Here is a 17,317-nt window from a genome sequence, read left to right on the forward strand (position 1 = left end):
CGCCTCATCGTCCCCGGCAAGCAGAACCTGTCCATCGCCATGACGATCGTCATCGGGATCATCGGGTCGTTCGTCGGCGGGTTCCTGGGCTACCTGCTGTTCCACAAGGACGCCGACGACGGCTTCCTGCAGCCCGCCGGCCTCATCGGATCGATCATCGGCGCGATCATCGTGCTGCTGATCTGGATCCGCGTCGGCGGACGCCGCTCGATCACCAACTGACCCCGCGCCGGGTCACCCGCAAGGATGAAGAGTGGCGCGCGCCGCGCCGTCGTCGTCCTGCAGTGCCATTTTCCTGTCATGGGAGATGAGCGCGGACCCGCACCTACGCGGCCCAAACGTGAAAGCGAGTTCTTCTTTGGGGCGGCTGCTCGATGGGCGCCGGGCGACATCCCGAGGACGTGATCTGTGCCGAACCGCAATCCCGGCCTGACGACAGGAGCGGCTAACGATGACGAACGTGCACAACGATGGCTTTGAGTCTCTGGATGAGCTGGCGCCCGCGCTCGACGTCGACGCCCGGCTGACCGAGATCGAGCGCCGCGTGAACCTGCTCGTCAACGTCACGCCACTCAACGCGGCGGAGGCCTGGGCGGACTTCGAACGCAGTGACTTCGGCACGGCCCCCACGCTGCGGCTGCGGCCGTTGGACTTCGACCCGGACCTGGCGCAGCGGGACCTGTACGACCTCGAGGTCGAGAAGGTGGACGACCCGGCGCTGCACACGCTCTTCCGGGCGAAGAGGGACGAGATCGCCCGGCAGATCACCGCGTTGGAGGACCGCGACACGTCACGGTTCCTCTACGGGTCGCTCCAGCTCTACGGAACGGTGGCCCCTCCGCTGGCCGCGGTGGCCCAGGAACTGCTCGAGACCATCCCCCCGCAGGCGCCCAGCACGCAGACCGTCACCGCCGGGGCGTTCGCCGACGCGGCCCGTGCGGAGTTCGAGCGCTACCGCGCCGTGTACCCGGACTTCCCGGTCCGTGTCGAGGTACGGGACGACATCTCCGAGCTGATGGTCTCCTTCGGCCGCTTGCTCATCCCGGAGTCCGCGGCCTTCCGGGCCGACCGGGTCGAGCCGTTGCTGCACCACGAGGTCGGCACCCACGTGGTCACCTACCAGAACGGTGCCCGACAGCCACTGACGCTGCTGACTATCGGCCTGCCCGGCTACGACGAGACGCAGGAGGGCCTCGCCGTGCTCGCCGAGTACCTGACCGGCGGGTTGGACCCGCGGCGACTGCGCGTGCTCGCGGCGCGAGTGGTCGCGGTCGGCAAGCTGCTCGACGGCGCCGGATTCCTGGACATCTTCGAGTCGCTGCGGGCCGACCACCGGATCCCGGCACGGACCGCGTGGTCCATCGCTATCCGTGTCGTCGTCGGGGGCGGTTGGGTCAAGGACGCGATCTACCTGCGCGGGATCTCGCGCATCCTCGACGCACTCGCCGAGGGCAGCAGCCTCGACGTCCTGCTCGTCGGCAAGCTCGCGTTGGACCACATCCCCCTGGTGCAGGACCTGCTCGACCGCGAGGTGCTCCACGCGCCGTGGGTTCGACCACGATGGCTGGACATGCCCGGTACGCACGAGCGTCTGGAGAGGCTGCGCGCGGGGGCGACGGTCACCGACCTCTACGAGGGAGACGTGGCGGCATGAGGATTGCATTTCTCGTCAACGACGTCGAGACCGAGGTGGACGAGTACACGACCACCCGACTCGCCAGAGCCGCAGCCAAGGGCGGGCACGAAACCTGGTATGTCGGCCTCGGGGACCTCGAGCTCGGCAGCAGCGACGGGCTGCTCACTGCCGGGGCTCGCGCCGCGAGATGGAAGAACGACGACACCCTCGCGACCTTCATGCAGGGGATCAAGGCGCGCGACGCCGAGCGGGTCGTCATGGACGACCTGGATGCACTGTTCCTGCGCAACGAGTCGATCGACGACCTCCAGCAGCGCCCGTGGGCCAGCCCGATGGGCGTGGTGTTCGGACAGATGCTCGCGGCCCGAGGTGTGACGGTGGTCAACGACCCGAACACCCTCCATCGAGCGACCAGCAAGCTCTACCTGGAGGAGTTCCCCGAGAAGATCCGGCCACGGTCGCTGGTCACACGAAATCCGGAGGCGATCGAGCAGTTCGTCGCCGAAGTCGGCCATTGCGTCGTCAAACCGCTGTACGGGGCCAAGGGCCGCAACGTCTTCATGATCGAGGGCCCGGGCGAGACCAACCTCGCGCAGATGACGGAGGCGGTGCTGCAGGACGGCTACGCCATCGTCCAGGAGTTCATCGACGGAGCCACGGACGGCGATGCCCGGATCTTCCTGCTGGAGGGCCGCATCCTCGAGCGCGACGGCAGGCCGGCCGCCTTCCGACGCGTGCCCACCGGCAACGACCCGCGCGCCAACATCAGCACCGGCGGTCGGTCGGTGCCCCTCGAGGTCGGTGAGGCCGAGCTCGCCGTCGTCGAGGCGATGGGCGACAAGCTCGTCGCCGACGGCTTGTTCCTCGTGGGCATCGACGTGATCGGCAGCCAGGTGGTCGAGATCAACCCGGAGAGTCCCGGTGGGTTCCAGAGCGTCGAGAGGCTGTACGACATCGACATCGCCGAGACCGTCATCGAAGCCCTCGAGAGCCGCGCGAGCCCGAGGTCCTGACCCGTACCGCCGGTCATCCGGCGACGGGGCTTCCGCGGCCGGGTCGCGAAGGACCCTGTGGGCCTTCGGCGAGCGGCCTCACCGCACGTGAACCTGCAACTCGCGCTCCCGCGGGCGGTCCGCCGCTGGCCGCTCTACCCCTCCCACCAGGCGCAACGCGGCTCCCAGATGCTGCGAGTACCGCGAAAAAATCGTCGACGATATAGATTCCCGAAACCGAAGGTGCGTGGCATTGATGACCGTGGCACAGAGCTTGTGGGCCTCCATCCAGGAGGACCCCGTGTTCATGCGCAAGATCAACGGGTGGTTGACGATCTTCTGGCTGCTGAACTTCCCGCCCGTGATCGCGGTCTACATCTGGGCACCCGATGCGTGGAAGCAGGCGTCGATCCTCTACCTAGCTTTGGTGTCCATCTACGCCAACGTCGCAGGTCACCTCGCGGCGTGGCAGGCGTCCCGCATCGAGGTCATCCAGAACGAGGACGCCAACGTCGCCGACGTCCTGGAAAAGGTCGACGAGATCCATGAGCTCACCGTCATCAAGAGCGCCCCCGAAGCATGACCCCAGCGGCACCGGAGAAGTGACACCCCACACCAGCCACCCGGTCACCGCTACCCCGAGCCGCAACCAGCGCACCGACCCTTACCGGCGGCGAACAAGGTCCGCGTGGATCTAGGTCCACTGCCGCCGCCGTGCGAATCGCTCACACCGAACGACACGGGACGCCGAGTGAGGAGCTTCGACGCGGTCGCTCACGTCAGTCCGAGTGCACTGAGGTACGCGGGCCACGCGAGCCTCTCTTGCTCGAGCCACACGCCGCCGAGCGCACGGTCTCGGTTGACTCCCCGGCGGCGGAGCGTGACTCCCCAAACGAGATCAGGGGCCGTCTCCGTGACTACGGAAACGGCCCCTGACCTGTGCGTTCACCGGTCGGGCTGACAGGATTTGAACCTGCGACACCTTGAAGAATCCCGGGGCGGACAACCTCTCCCCCGACTTCTCGCACCATCTGGTGAAACCGTGTGTGATCTGCGCATTTACGCGATCCGCGGCGGTCAACATCGCGCATCGTTGACTGTTGTTGAGCGTCGCCGAGCCTTGAATTCGTGGGGTAAACGCGGGGCTTCGCTCCCCGCCGACCGCGCGCTCGCCGACCTCTCAAGCATGCCGCAAAACGAGTGGCCCGCGCGGGATGTACACGAGATGTGGCAGGGACAACCACCTGGCGGGTCGTCGTCAGCTATCGCCGCGGATGTTGTTGCAGCGCTCGCCACGAACCTCCGCGCCATCGCGGACGCGGAGATCGAAACCCACATTCTTCCCTCTATGAAGGAGTCGAGACGCCCGTCATCGACACGCTGACCCGGCCCCTCAGCCTGAGCGCCCGCGGGTAGTTCACCGCATCCGTGTGCGGCGTTATGGCGGGAGCCGCCGCGGGTGAGCTCGCCGGTTCGTCACCGACGGGCGGCCGCGCCGATGCGGCTGCCACGTTGACACGCAGGTCTAGCAGGATGACGTCAGCCCACCACCGGTATCCGGCCCCAGGACCGCGACCAACACATCTGCTCAAGCTGCCCAGCCCTCATCGCTGCGCACCCCCAAACGGTGGCGACTGAGGCGGCGCCGGACGCACACGGGCCGTGCGCCCATGCTCAGCACGTGCACGCTCCGCCACCGCGCGGGCACCCTCACGGCGGCGTTGCTCCAGGAGCTGCCCCAGCTCGACATACACGGCGTCCTCAAGCATTCCGCCCCGCAGCATCTGCTCCGCGATCGTCGGGACCGTGTCCTGCCCGGGGAACACCACCACTCCTAGATCCGCGAGCGCCTGGTCCAGACGCCGCGTGAGGAACCCGTCCGACTTCTTCAACCCGAGCAGGTCGTCAACCATGTGCCCCACCAGCTTCGCCGACCCGATCGACTGCACCGGACCCGGCCACCCGCACGCCAGCACGCAAAGCGCCGCGACCGTCCGTGCCGGCACCGCGGGGTTGAACACGTCCCGCCGCGACCACCGCGGCGCCGTTCCATCTATCTGCCCGTCAACCCCCGGCGGTCGCACATCACCCAACCCGGTCGTCACCGCGAATTTCGCCAACGACCCCCCATTGACTAGCTCAACCGTGAACACCCCCGACCGGAGCACGTGCTCCCCACCGAACGGCAGACTTGCCTCCTGCCCCCACCGATGCCGGTCAAGCAGCACCGTCCCGTGCCGCTGCGCAGCCACGACCCGCACCGCACCGTCGTGGCGTCCCTCGAGCCACACCGCGGACCGCGACAACGTCCGCGGCGCCCCCGGCGCAACACCAGCACCGACCACGACCGGGACGACAACGGCCCCCGCAGCGTCCGCCGGTGCACCCGTCGAGTCACCCGACGGTGCGCTGCCCAAGACCACCCACACACCCGGGCTAAGGTCCGCGATCACAGACCCGCCCGGCTCATCAAGAACAGCGCTCATTCCCCACGTTCTACCTGGTCACACCCCACACGCGTAACCCTCCCGCCACGAGAGCACCCTCCCGTGCGAATCGTCCCCGCGGGAGCGGGCTCTCGCGCGTCCGGTCCACTCACGGGACCTGGACCAATCCACGCTTGAGGGACTCCCACTGAACGCTCACCACCAGCGACAGGACAGGCGACATGACGACCACCACAACGCCGACCGAAACCCGCCCGACGATCGTGCTCGTACAGGGCGCCTGGGCCGACGTATCCAGCTGGGACGCGGTGGTCCCACGCCTCCGCCAGGGACGAGGTCACTGCCGCCGGTCATGACCCACCCCGACCGCTGGCGACTCGACCACCTGCTCGACTGGGAGGAGAACCGCATCGCGCGGCAGAAGGCTCACTGCAATCCTTGGTCGCTCGGCCCTCCCGTCCGGCGGCGACACGGTGGACGAACCGAAGTCGCAGCAGCGACGGCGGACCGTCCCGGTCGAGACGATCCACCCGGGCGCCGTCGCAGCTCTGCGGGCCAGGCGTGCCGCCCAGGCGGCAGACCGGCTCGACGCCATGGAGCGCGTCGGGGACGGGCCGGAGGGCGAGCAGTAGGCCAGGCGGCGCTCCGATGCGCGAGGTAGCGTGCGGGTTGCCCACGGCGGACGCAGAACAGGTAGGGAGCCCGATGCCCCGCGTCAAGACATGGAAGGCGCCGCTCGCCCTGTTCCTTGTGGGCTTGTTCGTGGCGAAGCCGGTCCTGAGCTTGCTCATCGACGACACCGCGGGGAACTGGGCGGCCGGAGCTTTCGGGTTCGTGGGGATGGTCACCTTCGTCCTGTACCTCTGGGACCGGGAGCACCCCGCTGAAGGCGGCCCTCCGAGTCCCTGGGCGGTGTAGGGCATCGCGCCCCTTCGATGGGTGTAGGCCGCTACACAGGGCGAGGCCCCTCCCTGGCGACCGTCCGGGAGGGGCCTCGCTGTACGACACCCCACGGCCCAAGCTACGGGGCACCACTGACACTCTGAGCCTCCGCCGCCAGGGCTTCCTTCAGGGCCCGCCGCATGGCTGGTGAGCGTGGGATGCCGCCCCAGATGCCGTCCGGCTCGTCGTTCGCCCGCAGCTCGGAAGTGCTCCGTGACCGGGCAGGTGCTGCACAGCTGAACAGCGCCCAGGACGCGGGCCGGGTCGAGGAGAGCGGCCTGGTGGCCGTGGACGCGCTCGGGCGGCCTGTCAGCCCCCGGTGCTCGGACCGGTTCAAGGCGATGTGCCGGACAGCTGGCGTGCCGGTGGTTCGCCTGCACGACGCCCGGCACGCCTTGGGCTCCAACCTGATCGACGTTGGGCTATCGATCCCGCTGGTGTCCACGATCATGGGGCACGCCTCGGTGCACATCACGACGCAGGTGTACGCCCGCGCGATGAAGGACGGGCAAGCACGAACGGGTGCGCGACGCGATGCAGCGGGCGGGCCTGTGACACACCCGGCGTAGTTCGTGTCAGTTTCGTGTCATCACGGTTCCGGGCAGCAGCAGAGGCCGATCCCAGAACTCCGGAAACGGCCTCTGACCTGCAAGTACATCGGTCGGGCTGACAGGATTTGAACCTGCGACCCCTTGACCCCCAGAGCGCCCGCGGCGTCCGTCCGGGGTGGCCCTGGTGCGGTTTCATGCGGCGCCATAGTCGCGGAGTGTGGTCCCGTCCGGTGCCGTCGGCCCGTGTCTGCCGCCGTTTGTGAGGGGCGCTGTGAGAGGTACACCCGGGCGCAGGCGCTCACGTGCGAGCGTCCTCCAGCGTCTCCAGGATCTTCCCGGTCCAGTTCTCGATCCGTCGCAGCACGTCGCCGACCGGGCCGCCGATCAGTTCAGGGTCGCGGTCGTCGGTTGTCGAGATGTGCAGCATCGGTCGAGACACGCCGAGCCAGTCGCCCGGGTCTTGGAAGTCGTCAGGAACATCGGCAACGCGGACGGCAATCGCCGTACCGGCAATGAGTTCCTCAGCCTTGTACAGAGTGACCTGGCGGTTCTCCATGCCAACGGTCGTCACCATCTGAACCGTGTCAATGGACGGACCTACCCGAACGACGGATCGGTGCTTGCCCACGACGTTGAGCCGGTGCAACAGCCAGAGGAGGCTGTTCCGATACGTCTGCGGAGCCACCATGTTGTACGGCTGGAGAGCCTCGACTCGTGCGAAGACGAGCGTCGTCGTACCGGCGATCGCGCGAGCGAAGTCGTGCGGACTCGCCTTCGTGAGAACCGGGAAGGCTTGGCGGTCCTGCGTCGACCCGTTGTCAGCGACGAGTTGCCAGATCGCGTGATCGAGCGCCGAGCGTAGGTGGTGCAGCGCCTCATCTACACCGATCACCAGTTCCGACGGAAGCGGCGCTAACCCCTCGATCCGGACCACCAGGTCCCGTTGCCCGACGACCGTCGGCGATGCCTCGACGGTGTTGGAAAGGTGGGGCGTAGAGGCCGTCTCCCATGTCGAGGCAGACGCGGTGATGCTCCCAATCAGTTCGCCTGCACGGACAGCCTTCAGTCGCGCGGAGGCGAATCCATCCATGCCGCCATCGTCCTTGGTCACGTCGCCATCGCGGGCCAGACACGCGCGGCGGACGCAACGGTCGATCTCGCGTGGCACGCCGTCGTGGGAGGCTGCGGCCATGCATGACGGAGGCGCGATCGACCCTGACGACCTGGACACCTGGCCCGACGCGCTCCGCGAGGCGCTGGAGCCCTACGCAGCCGACGTGCCCATCGATACCCCTACCGCTGAACTATCCGTGCCCCTAGACGACTCCTACGTGACAGAACTCCTCGACGGCCGCCCAATGCGCGCCTACCACTGCACGCGCCTACTCCCCCATGAGGTGGCGGGGGTCCGGCGTGACGGACTGCGCGCTCTTTCCCGCGATCACGCGGACGGGCGGATCGCCGCCGCCCTCGATGCCGGAGCCCTCAGTTCCGCGGATGCCGCGCGCGTGCTCGCAGCAACCCTCTACGCGACCGACGACGGCGAGTGGGGCAGTGCGACTGAGCACCGCGATGGTCGAGTCTTCGGCGTCGTCGGATCGACACAGTTCCGAGAGCGACCCCATGGCTTCGACTCCCTGCTGTCGACCTGGGGAGGCGAGGCGGTCTACTTCCCGAGCGAGCGCACCCCGCTCGCTGCGACCCTTCGGGCGCTCGGCCGGCCGTCCGTTGTCGTCCTCGATCTCGACCTGCACGACGGCGTGCGCACCGATGTTGGCTGGACCCTGGCCGACGTGCTGACTGCTCACGTTGCGCTCCTCGCCGATCGAGGAGGCACATTCACTCGGTTCGGAGACGTACCGCGCTCGCAGATTGTCGACATCTGGCAGCCCGGCAGCCCGGCCTATGACCGTTTCGTGGGGCTGCCGACGGTCTGAGCCGGCGCGTCGGTTCGTGCCACCAGCCCGCACATCACGACGAGTTCCCGCTACCCCGCGACGGTCGGTACGAGCCCGTCAGCGGCCGCAAGGTCGCAGCCACCCCAGCCATTCGGCGACTTCCAAACTGCCTGAATCCCAATCGAGTTGAGCAGCGCCACGTACGCATCACCGACTGGCTCGGTGAAGAGGGCGACCATCCGCACGTTCGAGTCGGCCGGATACAGAAAGTGTCGATACTGGAGCAGTTGACCGATTGTCTCGCGGACGGCGTTCGTCGCGTTACCGCTGTAGACCACCTTGGCCTCAATCAGCCACTCTGCGGCCGCCTTGACAAGAGTGAGATCGCGCGGGTGCACGTTCGTAGCGGCCGAGAAACCGTGGCCCACGGCCAGGGAGCCGTAATCGCGCACCAGCGTTTCGTGTCGCCGGCTCTTGACGAGCGACTGCCCCACCAAGTGCACGACGTACTCGTGATCATCTTTTGGTGCGAAGTGGCGAAGTGGATCCGACCCGGCTGAAGTCCTTTCGACACTCGACGACGAGACCGTGCCCGGCTCGCTCTGAAGAAGGGCCCGCTTCACTACGATCGCGTCCTGATAGAGCTTGACGAAGCGGATGAGGTCGGCGACCACCCGCGATTCGTCGTTCAGGTCGTCGCGACGATACTCAATCGCCGCAATCGTTCCGGCTTCGTATGCCCTCTGCAGCGCGCGACTCGTTCCGAAACTGACGGAGTCGGCGGTGCCCGCCGCCGAGTCGCCCAGACCGGCGCGGACTGCGTCGGCATCGGCGCGGAGCCTGCGCCGCGCTTCAGCGTCCGGAAATCTCTGTCGCAGCTTCGTCACGCCCTGGTTCAAGGTCAGGACAACGCGGTCGAGCTGCTCGGCGAAGATGTACACGAGATAGATGCCCTCTTGGGGTGTCTCTGTCTCGTCGGGATCAAACACCCCAATCCAGGGCGTGAACGTCGCTACGCCCTTGCCGCCGCTCCCCTCAACCCGGAGACCTGCTGGCAACAGCGGCAGAAGTTCGTCCGATGCCCGAGCCAACAGCGCGTGCCCGGCACTACGCATGGAGTCTCGCGAATAACCAGCAGCAATGCTGTTCAGATAGGACCCGAGAGGCATGCGCACACCATAGGACCGAACACCAACAGCCCGTGATGAACCGCGTGCAACGCCCGGGCGGCGAGTCGCGGTTGTTACCGCCGTCGCCGGGGGCKCGGCGACGGCGGCGCGATCCCGCCGCCCGGCAGCCCTCGCGGCATCCCCCGCGCGGCTCGGGCGACGGCGAATCGTGACGGCAGCGCCGGGCGGGCGTCGTGCGTCGCCCTGATGACCGGGCGCCCGCTGGCAGCGCCCGGCACCGTGACCGAACCCCGGCCAACCTCCGACCGCTCGGTCAGCGCCAGCGCCGCCAGGCCGAGCGCCACCGCCCGGTCGTCGTGCGCGTTCGCGTCGTGGTCCATCCGGTACACCCCCGGGGCGGACTCGCGCAGCCGCACGGTGCCTAGTTCGTCCAACAGCGCGGCCTCCGGTGGCAGCGCCAGCCGGTGCTCCCGCAGCAGCAGGTGCAGCGTCGCGGCGAGGTGCCCGACCGACGTGGCGGTGAACCCCCACGGGTCCGCCCGGACGCCGCGGTCCGTGAGCCGCTGCCCGAGACCGATCGCCTGCCACGGGTCAAACCGGATCGGCGCGCGGTACGCCGTGGCCGCCTCGTACGCCAGCGCCTCGATGTCCGCCAACTGCACCGGAGCGGCGGCGGTCCCGGCCAGCACGTGCATCCGGTCCAACACCACCCGCTGGGGCGGCGGCGCGTAGCGCGAGGCGGTGGGCGCAGCGTGGGCGGGGTCCGGCACGACCGGCTCGCTGTGGCACACCGCGAGCACGGTGCGGTCGTTCTTCAGGCCGAGGTCCAGCCCGATCACGTAGCGGTGCCGCGGGTCCGGGTCCTGCGGCCCGTCCAGCGTCACGCACGCCGCCAGGTCGTCCGGGGACACCAGCCGGTCCTCCGCGGCCGTCCATAGGTTCAGGTGCAGCCGCGCGTACGCCGAGGCGGGCAGCAGGCGGCGCTGCTCCGCGAGGTCGTCGGGGCTCACCCACGGCACCGGCCCGGGCATCTCCGACACCCGCCAGGCCGGGCTGGTGCGTGCGCCCGCGAGCACGGCCGCCGACCAGTGCACCGGGTCGCCCGCCGTGGTCAGGACGGCCAGCCGCGAGTCCGCCCGCTTGGGCAGCCCCGACACCAGCGCCTCCCACAGCGCACGCGCCTCGCGCGTCGTCGGCCACTGCGCCAACTCGTCAGCGATGACCAGCCACGGCAGGTGGCCGTACGCGCTGGCGGCGTCCGCGGACTCCACCACGAGCCGGGCGCGGGAGGCGCGCATCGTGACCGCACCCGCGGCGACGTCCACCAGCGAGCCGAGGCCGGTGCGGCCGACCAGGGCCGCCATAGCGTCCACCAGCAGCCCCGCCTGCCCGAGATCGCGTGCGTAGGCGTGCGAGGTGGAGCGCGGGGGCGCCTGCGTCACGAGCGCCGCCAGCGCGACCCCGGCGGCGTCGGTGGTCTTGCTGCCGCCGCGTGGGCGCGTCTGGTAATGCATCCGAGGGGCGGCGGGGTCCCGTGAGAGCAGCGCCGCCGCGTCGGCGCGCTGGTGCTCGGTGGCGACCTCGCCCCACAGCGCCCCGGACTCCAGCACGAGCCCGCCGAGCAGGTCCAGGGCGTCCAGCCCGCCGCCCGGGCTGTCCGCCGCGGGCGTCACGGCTGGCCGCCGTCGGCGGATGGCACGTCGTGGCGGCGGAAGTCCGGGGACCGGACGACCGGCGGGGCGCTGGCGCGCACGGCAGTCAGCGCCTCCCCCGCGAGGTCCCGCGTCGCCGGGAGCCCCGAGGCCTCCCGCGCCGCCAGTGCCGCCCGTCCCCGCTCGGCGAGCGCATCCAGGTCCACCGCGGACGCCAGCACCGACGCCGACGCCCGCTCTCGTGCCAGCCGCGCCTCACTCATCGGGTCGAGCCCGAGCGTGGCGCGGTGCCGCATGGCGGCGTTCTCGGTCCGGTTCAGCCACTCCAGCACGGGGGTGCGCGGCTGGCCGTCGTCGTCGAGTGCCCCCACCTCGTCGAGATGCCGCCGCATCAGCGCGGCCTGCGCCTCGGCTGTGGCCCACGCCGCGACAGCCTCCGGGTAGACGGCCAGGTCCGGGCGGTCGTCCATCAGCCCCGCGGCGAGCGCGGTTGCGAGGGTGCCGTACACCCGCGGCGAGCGGGCGCCGTGCCCGAGCGTGACCACCTGCCCGTGCTGCCCGGGCTCCACGCGGTCAGCGACGGCCACGCCTGCGCCCTTGGCGGGGATGCCAGAGGCGGGCAGGCCGGAGGCGGGCTTGGGCGTGGCCCACACCATCAGGCCACCCCCACGGCACGGCGCAGCGCGACGGCCAGCGCGTCCAGGTCCCCCGCGTGCGCCCACGGGGTCGCGTTCGGCGCCGGGGTAGGGCGTCCAGCCCGGTCCGCGTCCGCGACGAGCGCGCCCCAGCCGCGCACGCCCTCAACTTCCACCGTCGAGTATGGGCCGAGGCGCGCGGCGGCGTCGGGCGCAAGGTGGGCGAACAGTGCGCCCTCCAGTGCGGTCGGACCGAGCGCGCCCGCAGCGTCCATCGCCGTCGAGCACGCCGGGCACAAGTGACCGTGCAGGCGACTGCCAGACGCGGCGCCGAGCGCCGAGACCGAGGCGCTGACCGGGCGCCACACGTCGCGCGCCGCGCGGGGCAGCGCCAGGACGGAGGCGACCCCGCAGAGCAGGCACCCGCGAGGGCCGTCGCCCGGGGGCCGCGTGGGGTGGGGAACCTGCACCCGGTCGGCGAGCAGCGCGCCGTACCCCTCGCGCAGCGCCGCAGCGACGCCGCCGCCGTCGTCCCCGGTCAGGTGCGACCAGGGCGCCACGGCGCACGTGCTCGGGTGTGCTCCGGCGAGTGTGACGGGCGTGAGCCGCGACGCCCACTGCGCCGCTGCGCCGGGGCTCGTCAGGTGCCGTAGCGCCGCCGCCAGGTCGGCCGGAGTCTCCAGAGGCAGGTGCACGCCGAGGGCGTCGGCGGCGGCCAGTGCGCTCGCCACCCGGTGCGAGGCAACCGACGGCGAGCCGATCCGGGCGACGATCCGCGCGTGCGCCGGGTCGGCGACGAGCGCGGCAGCCCGGTCGAGCCGGTCGGTGCACGCGGCGCACGTGGCGAGGTGGACCGTCCCGAGCCTCCGGGCTGGCTGATCCGGGTGCGGTGGCAGGTCGCCGACGCGCCCGAGCACGTCGAAAGGGACCGGCGGCGAGCCGGTGCCGGGAGCCACCTCGCAGCCGCACCACTGGCACCCATGGGCGCCCTCGGGCAGCGGCCGGACGGTGGGCGCGGTGGGGGTGCGGGGGTCGCTCGTGGTCGTGGTCATCGCTCGTCCTCGTGTCGGGTGGGAAACGGCCTCCGCAGGGCGCGGGTTGTGAGAGCAGGTGTGAGAGGGCGCCGGGTCGTGCCACCTGACCTGCGGTGAGGCGGCCTGACCCCTTGACTCGGCATCAGGTGACGGCCTCCGGCGCGGTTGTCGCGGTTCACTGCGGCACCGCCTCACGAGCCCGTCCGGTCCTGCCCTTGCGGATGATCTCGGCGAGGAAGTCCACCTCCGCCGGGGTGAGGTCGATCGGCTGCGGATCGTTCGCGCTCGCCCGCCGCGCCCTCTCGGCGATCCACTCCGCGAGGTCGTGCGGGTCGTCGGGCGGGGGCGGCAGTGGCTCGCCTGGCGCGACGGACGGGCCGGGCGTCGGTGCGGCCCCGGCCAAGAGTGCGAGCACGGTCGGCAGCACGGCCGCCGCGGTGGGCGTGGCCGTAGGCGTGGCCTGCGCCGAGGCTCGGGCGCCCAGAAACTCGCGGACGCTCGCGGCGTCCCGCAAGGCGCGGGCTCGGCGGTGGGCGGCCAGCGCCTCGGGCGTGGGCTTGGCGTAGGTCATCACCGCACCGCCCTACGCGACGACGCCGCTCGGGACGCAGCCACAGCGGGGGCGAACCTGACCCGTCGGGCGCGCTCCAACCGGTCGCCGCACAGCCCGGTGAGCCTGCGCACGCCGGTGGAGGCGGCCACCGTCCAGCACGGCACACCGGCTGGGGCGTCATGGATGGGGCACGACACGGCCTCCACCACGACGAGCATCCGGCGCGTGTACGCGAGGTCGCCGAGCAGGTCGTGGTGCGGGCGGTAGTCGGACCGTGGCGGTGCGGGCGCCGGTGGTGGTGCGGCGGGCGGCACGACCGCGCGTGGGGCAGGTGTCCAGCCGGGCGCGTACATCAGTGAGCCCGGGTCGACGGGGCGGGCGTCGGGCTCGGGTGGTCGGTGCGCTCGGCGGCGGGCTCGTCTGCCGCCGGAGGCCGAGCGAGCGGGTGCGTGGGTGGGGGTCATCGGTCTGTCCTTCCGTTGGGTCGGGCGGGGTCAGTTCGTGACGCGCGCGCGTGGTCCGGCAGGGCTCGGGTCGGGCCGCTCGCGGCAGCGGAGCGCGTGTCCCTCTCCCCCGTCCACGGGGTCTGTCGGGAGCGCGTTCGGCGGCCCCACTGGTGTGCGCCTCCCAGGGGTGGAGAGGGTGGAGACCTCCACCCCTGGGGCGCGAGAACGCGAAAACGAGAACGGCCGGCAGCGCACGAGCTCGTCCAAGAAAGGAAAGGAGGGGGCTTTCGCGTGTAGCGCGAGAGAGGGCCGGGGGTGGAGCCCTCCACCCCTCCACCCCTGGCGGCCCGCGGTCTCCACCCCTGGGTCGCTCACGGTCGCCACCCCGCCACCGCCGCGTAATACGCCGTGCCCGCCTGCCTGCCCTCGCCGTGTCTGAGGACCGCGCCGCCCTCCGCCACGAGCAGCGCCAGCGCCGCGTCGGCGAGGTCGCGGTCCTTGCCCTGGGCCGCCTTGCGCAGCCTGCCGCGGGCGACCGCCACGGCCGCCGCGGTCAGGTGACGGTGCAGCACGCGCGCCACGCGGCGCGGGGCGTCGTCAGCGACTGCGCGCTGGACGACCACCGCGGTCCGCCCGGCCTGCGCTGCCCTCGTGGCGGCCTCTCGCGCACGCACGCCGGACAGCACAGCCTCCACGGCCGCCCGGGTCGCGTCCGACACCTCCAGCACCACGGCGGCCAGTTCCCAGTCCGCATCGCTCACCGTGGTGCGGCCCTCCGCGACGGCCAGCAGCGCGGCCACCTTCAGCCGCGACAGCAGGGCGTGGCCGTCCAGCGCGTCGCCGGGCAGCGGCGCGCCGATCGGGACGTTGCGGGCCGCCGCAGCCGCGGCGATCGTCGCGCGGGCCACCTCCGGCACGGTCAGCAGCACCGGCCCGCGCCCGCCCAGAGGCACCGGCCAGGGCACGGCGTGGTCCAGCACGTCGGCGTCGAACGTCAGCGCCGGGCCGGGCACCTGCCACGACCACCGCGCCGCCACGTCGCGCTCGTCCGAGGGCGCCAGCCCCTGCGGGTCGTACGTGGGCAGCCACAGGAAACGCTGTGCGAAACCGGAGGCAGTGGCCTCCTGGCCGATGAGGACGTCGGCCAGTTCAGGCTGCACACCCACCACGAGTGCGAGGCGGTAGTGGTGGGCGTCCAGGTGACGGCGGCGGGTCGGGTCGGCGTTCTGGGTGCCGAGCATCCCGCCCGTCCACGCCGTGCGCAGGAACGGCCCGAGCGTCGCCCCGTCGCGGCGGGTCAGCGCGGCGAGGCCACCCACCTCGTCGGCGTGCAGCAGCACGGAGGCCGCGTGCTGGACCATCCGTGCCCGCTTGGCGCCGGTCGCCTTCTCGGTGCGCACGTACGCGCCCAGCAGACCCTCACCGGTGCCGGGACTGGTCACGAGGTAGGGCAAGGCGCCCCGCGGGTCCAGAACCTCCCCCGCTGCGGTCAGCGCCGCCGACTTGCCCGACCCGGACACTCCGACGAGCGCGACGAACAGGTTGAGCGACGCGGCGGCGGGCGGCCCCGGGAGCGCCAGCGTCGGCGGGACCGACGCGGCGACCCGGGCGAGCACGGTCCCGAGCAGCGACCAGGGCGACAGCCCCCGCGCCCGGGCGTGCGCGTGCACAGTCGAGAGGAACCCTCGCGCTTGCCAGAACGCCTCAACTTCGGCGCCGGTCAGCACCTCGTCCAGCAGCCTCGCGGCTGGGGTCACCTGGTCGGCCACGCCGCCCCGTCCCTGCGGCTCACGGTCGTCGTCGCGCCMCGGCTGGCGCCMGCCGACGGCCCACCCGTCCGCCACCGTGCGCTCGGCGTCGGCGTGCTCCAGCCCGGCGGACACGAGGGCGGCCACGAACGCGGCGCGCACGGGCGCCGGGGCCAGGTCCCCCGTGCGGGCTTGCGGATCGACGCGGACGACCAGACCCGCGGCCATGCGGCCGAGGTCGTAGGCGCCCGTGTGCCGCCTGCCGTCCGCCTTGCCTGCGGCGGACCGGATGAGCCCAGCCAGCCGCCGCAGGGCGCTCGGCGGGTCCAGCGGTTGCCCGCGCCGGGCGCCGTCGTCATCCCCGTCGCCCGCGAGCGTCGGCCGCCCCACGCCGCTGCCGTCCGGCGCGGTCGCCACTTCGGGCGGGCGGAGGGGCACGGCCAGGCCGTCCAAGATCGCGCCAGGGATCGGGCGGACGAGCGACCAGACAGCGACCGGACCGCTAGCGGGGTCGATCTCCACGCCGCGGTAGACGGCCACGGTGCCGGGCACGTCCGGACGCTCCCCTGCCGTGCGGACCGTGCCCGCCTCGCCGGTCACGTCCGTGTAGCGCGTCCCGCGCGGGTGCGGGTTGCCAGGCAGCACGACGTACCCGCCGACAGCCTTCACGTCGAGGGCGTCGCGCTCCGTCTCCCCGGACCACGGGCGGCAGGTGGCCAGAGGCTCGCGGACGAGCCCGTAGTGGTGCCACCCGCGGCTCGTGCGGACGGTCAGGGTGGAGTCGAGCCACGCGGCGCCCTCAGGGGTGGCACGGCACAGGTCCACCAGTCGGGCGTCTGCCGCCACCGTGTCCGCGTCCAGCACGACTACACGCCACCCGTCGGCGTCGGCCTCGCCAAGCACGATCCCCCACGAGCACGACCAGACGACGGCGGCGCCGTACTGCGCCGGGAAGTCGTCGGCGGTGGCGAGCACGTCCACGTCGGTGGTGCGCCACAGCCGCGCGTGCCGGGGGCCGCTCTTGCCGTCCGGGGTGCGGGGGTCGGACGGGTCGGTCAGCGGCGTGCGGGTGTCGGGGCGCAGCGGGATCACGGGGCGTCCGGGGGCGGCCAGGGAGGCGGCCACCAGGGCAGCGTCCGAGTGATCCCCGGGGCGCAGTCGCGGCCCGTCCGTATCGTGTGTCGTGTCGGTCATCGTTCGTTCGTCCGTCCCTGGGTAGCGGTGGCTGTAGACCGGTCGGCTCCGGTCCGTTCTCGGCGCCCGTCCTCCGCGAGAGGGCGGGCGCTGGCGTGTGTCACGGCAGGTGCTCCAGCCAGAGGTCGGCGTACGTGCGCGTTCGGACGCCCGGCGCGACCTGATGCACGACGACACGCCCGCGAGCCGTGACCAGCAGAGGGTCCAGCCCGACCGCGATGACCAGGGCGACCGCCTCGGCGTCAGTGATCGGCCGTCGGTAGGTGGCGGCGGAAGGGTGCGCGGCGAACCATGCGCGGTCGGCGGCGCTCACGGCGTCCTCAGCAAGCGCGGCCGGGCACGAGTCCTCGTGCTCCAGCGCCTTGTCCGTGACACGGGCGCCACAGTCGGGGCACCGATGGTCAGCGGCGAGGCGGGGCGGGTGCGTCGTCGTCATGGTCCGTCCTAACGGCAAGGGCC

At 71.6% G+C, this 17,317-nt stretch carries 18 protein-coding genes; 8 read left to right on the forward strand and 10 right to left on the reverse strand.

Going from position 1 to position 17,317, the window contains the following annotated elements; translation table 11 throughout:
* The 4 genes from AC1DUE_RS08445 to AC1DUE_RS08460 form a co-directional block, all read left to right on the forward strand.
* Positions 1–222: GlsB/YeaQ/YmgE family stress response membrane protein (locus AC1DUE_RS08445; protein ID WP_477038963.1), on the forward strand; the 222-nt coding region annotated here is incomplete at its 5' end.
* A 229-nt stretch (positions 223–451) separates the two neighbouring features.
* Positions 452–1,654 (forward strand): flavohemoglobin expression-modulating QEGLA motif protein, encoded by a 1,203-nt coding sequence (locus tag AC1DUE_RS08450; RefSeq protein WP_477038964.1) that lies wholly within the window; start codon positions 452–454, stop codon positions 1,652–1,654.
* Positions 1,651–2,649: an ATP-grasp domain-containing protein gene (locus AC1DUE_RS08455; RefSeq protein ID WP_477038965.1), complete on the forward strand. Its 999-nt coding sequence runs from the start codon at positions 1,651–1,653 to the stop codon at positions 2,647–2,649. Before AC1DUE_RS08450 ends, AC1DUE_RS08455 begins: the two co-directional genes overlap by 4 nt.
* A gap of 235 nt (positions 2,650–2,884) precedes the next feature.
* Complete coding sequence (locus AC1DUE_RS08460) at positions 2,885–3,211, forward strand: hypothetical protein (protein ID WP_477038966.1); 327 nt, start codon at positions 2,885–2,887, stop codon at positions 3,209–3,211.
* A gap of 1,021 nt (positions 3,212–4,232) precedes the next feature.
* Here the strand turns inward: AC1DUE_RS08460 and AC1DUE_RS08465 are convergent.
* Positions 4,233–4,541 (reverse strand): hypothetical protein, encoded by a 309-nt coding sequence (locus tag AC1DUE_RS08465; protein ID WP_477038967.1) that lies wholly within the window; start codon positions 4,539–4,541, stop codon positions 4,233–4,235.
* A 1,007-nt stretch (positions 4,542–5,548) separates the two neighbouring features.
* Here AC1DUE_RS08465 and AC1DUE_RS08470 point away from each other — a divergent pair.
* From AC1DUE_RS08470 to AC1DUE_RS08480, 3 genes are all read left to right on the forward strand, one after another.
* Positions 5,549–5,707 (forward strand): hypothetical protein, encoded by a 159-nt coding sequence (locus AC1DUE_RS08470; RefSeq protein WP_477038968.1) that lies wholly within the window; start codon positions 5,549–5,551, stop codon positions 5,705–5,707.
* A 73-nt stretch (positions 5,708–5,780) separates the two neighbouring features.
* Positions 5,781–5,993, forward strand: a complete 213-nt coding sequence (locus AC1DUE_RS08475; protein WP_477038969.1) for a hypothetical protein — start codon at positions 5,781–5,783, stop codon at positions 5,991–5,993.
* A gap of 182 nt (positions 5,994–6,175) precedes the next feature.
* A complete protein-coding gene (locus AC1DUE_RS08480; RefSeq protein ID WP_477038970.1) occupies positions 6,176–6,586 on the forward strand; it encodes a tyrosine-type recombinase/integrase in 411 nt (136 codons plus the stop codon).
* A 280-nt stretch (positions 6,587–6,866) separates the two neighbouring features.
* On the opposite strand, the gene AC1DUE_RS08485 is transcribed toward AC1DUE_RS08480, so the two are convergent.
* Positions 6,867–7,679 carry a hypothetical protein gene (locus AC1DUE_RS08485; RefSeq protein ID WP_477038971.1) on the reverse strand — a complete coding sequence of 271 codons (813 nt, stop codon included), beginning with the start codon at positions 7,677–7,679 and terminating at the stop codon, positions 6,867–6,869.
* A gap of 79 nt (positions 7,680–7,758) precedes the next feature.
* Here AC1DUE_RS08485 and AC1DUE_RS08490 point away from each other — a divergent pair, with 79 nt between their 5' ends.
* Entirely contained in the window at positions 7,759–8,505 is a 747-nt protein-coding gene (locus AC1DUE_RS08490) for a hypothetical protein (RefSeq protein ID WP_477038972.1), read from the forward strand.
* Positions 8,506–8,555: 50 nt separating this feature from the next.
* Here AC1DUE_RS08490 and AC1DUE_RS08495 read toward each other — a convergent pair whose 3' ends face one another.
* The 8 genes from AC1DUE_RS08495 to AC1DUE_RS08530 all read right to left on the reverse strand — a co-directional run bounded on the left by AC1DUE_RS08495 (position 8,556) and on the right by AC1DUE_RS08530 (position 17,294).
* Entirely contained in the window at positions 8,556–9,635 is a 1,080-nt protein-coding gene (locus tag AC1DUE_RS08495; protein WP_477038973.1) for an MrcB family domain-containing protein, read from the reverse strand.
* A 74-nt stretch (positions 9,636–9,709) separates the two neighbouring features.
* Positions 9,710–11,269, reverse strand: coding sequence for a hypothetical protein (locus tag AC1DUE_RS08500; protein WP_477038974.1), 1,560 nt, complete (start codon positions 11,267–11,269; stop codon positions 9,710–9,712).
* The gene (locus AC1DUE_RS08505) at positions 11,266–11,904 is read right to left on the reverse strand and encodes a hypothetical protein (RefSeq protein ID WP_477038975.1); all 639 of its coding nucleotides are present in this window, start codon (positions 11,902–11,904) and stop codon (positions 11,266–11,268) included. Before AC1DUE_RS08505 ends, AC1DUE_RS08500 begins: the two co-directional genes overlap by 4 nt.
* A complete protein-coding gene (locus AC1DUE_RS08510; RefSeq protein WP_477038976.1) occupies positions 11,904–12,935 on the reverse strand; it encodes a hypothetical protein in 1,032 nt (343 codons plus the stop codon). The genes AC1DUE_RS08505 and AC1DUE_RS08510 overlap by 1 nt, the downstream gene beginning before the upstream one ends.
* A 157-nt stretch (positions 12,936–13,092) precedes the next feature.
* Positions 13,093–13,488 carry a hypothetical protein gene (locus tag AC1DUE_RS08515; protein ID WP_477038977.1) on the reverse strand — a complete coding sequence of 132 codons (396 nt, stop codon included), beginning with the start codon at positions 13,486–13,488 and terminating at the stop codon, positions 13,093–13,095.
* Positions 13,488–13,934, reverse strand: a complete 447-nt coding sequence (locus AC1DUE_RS08520) for a hypothetical protein (RefSeq protein ID WP_477038978.1) — start codon at positions 13,932–13,934, stop codon at positions 13,488–13,490. The genes AC1DUE_RS08515 and AC1DUE_RS08520 overlap by 1 nt, the downstream gene beginning before the upstream one ends.
* Positions 13,935–14,287: 353 nt before the next feature.
* Positions 14,288–16,789, reverse strand: a complete 2,502-nt coding sequence (locus tag AC1DUE_RS08525) for a DUF3987 domain-containing protein (protein ID WP_477038979.1) — start codon at positions 16,787–16,789, stop codon at positions 14,288–14,290.
* Between the two features lie 169 nt (positions 16,790–16,958).
* Entirely contained in the window at positions 16,959–17,294 is a 336-nt protein-coding gene (locus AC1DUE_RS08530; RefSeq protein WP_477038980.1) for a hypothetical protein, read from the reverse strand.
* Between the last annotated feature and the right edge of the window lie 23 nt (positions 17,295–17,317).

It is taken from the genome of Cellulomonas sp. P4_A2 (assembly GCF_056402515.1).

What these genes read in the sequence shown, in the direction of transcription:
- AC1DUE_RS08465 (WP_477038967.1), bottom strand. Translation starts at nt 4,541, where the DNA reads ATGGTTGACGACCTGCTCGGGTTGAAGAAGTCGGACGGGTTCCTCACG.
- AC1DUE_RS08515 (WP_477038977.1), bottom strand. Translation starts at nt 13,488, where the DNA reads ATGACCTACGCCAAGCCCACGCCCGAGGCGCTGGCCGCCCACCGCCGA.
- AC1DUE_RS08530 (WP_477038980.1), bottom strand. Translation starts at nt 17,294, where the DNA reads ATGACGACGACGCACCCGCCCCGCCTCGCCGCTGACCATCGGTGCCCC.
- AC1DUE_RS08460 (WP_477038966.1), top strand. Translation starts at nt 2,885, where the DNA reads ATGACCGTGGCACAGAGCTTGTGGGCCTCCATCCAGGAGGACCCCGTG.
- AC1DUE_RS08450 (WP_477038964.1), top strand. Translation starts at nt 452, where the DNA reads ATGACGAACGTGCACAACGATGGCTTTGAGTCTCTGGATGAGCTGGCG.
- AC1DUE_RS08475 (WP_477038969.1), top strand. Translation starts at nt 5,781, where the DNA reads ATGCCCCGCGTCAAGACATGGAAGGCGCCGCTCGCCCTGTTCCTTGTG.
- AC1DUE_RS08505 (WP_477038975.1), bottom strand. Translation starts at nt 11,904, where the DNA reads ATGGTGTGGGCCACGCCCAAGCCCGCCTCCGGCCTGCCCGCCTCTGGC.
- AC1DUE_RS08455 (WP_477038965.1), top strand. Translation starts at nt 1,651, where the DNA reads ATGAGGATTGCATTTCTCGTCAACGACGTCGAGACCGAGGTGGACGAG.
- AC1DUE_RS08510 (WP_477038976.1), bottom strand. Translation starts at nt 12,935, where the DNA reads ATGACCACGACCACGAGCGACCCCCGCACCCCCACCGCGCCCACCGTC.
- AC1DUE_RS08520 (WP_477038978.1), bottom strand. Translation starts at nt 13,934, where the DNA reads ATGACCCCCACCCACGCACCCGCTCGCTCGGCCTCCGGCGGCAGACGA.
- AC1DUE_RS08495 (WP_477038973.1), bottom strand. Translation starts at nt 9,635, where the DNA reads ATGCCTCTCGGGTCCTATCTGAACAGCATTGCTGCTGGTTATTCGCGA.
- AC1DUE_RS08490 (WP_477038972.1), top strand. Translation starts at nt 7,759, where the DNA reads ATGCATGACGGAGGCGCGATCGACCCTGACGACCTGGACACCTGGCCC.
- AC1DUE_RS08480 (WP_477038970.1), top strand. Translation starts at nt 6,176, where the DNA reads ATGCCGCCCCAGATGCCGTCCGGCTCGTCGTTCGCCCGCAGCTCGGAA.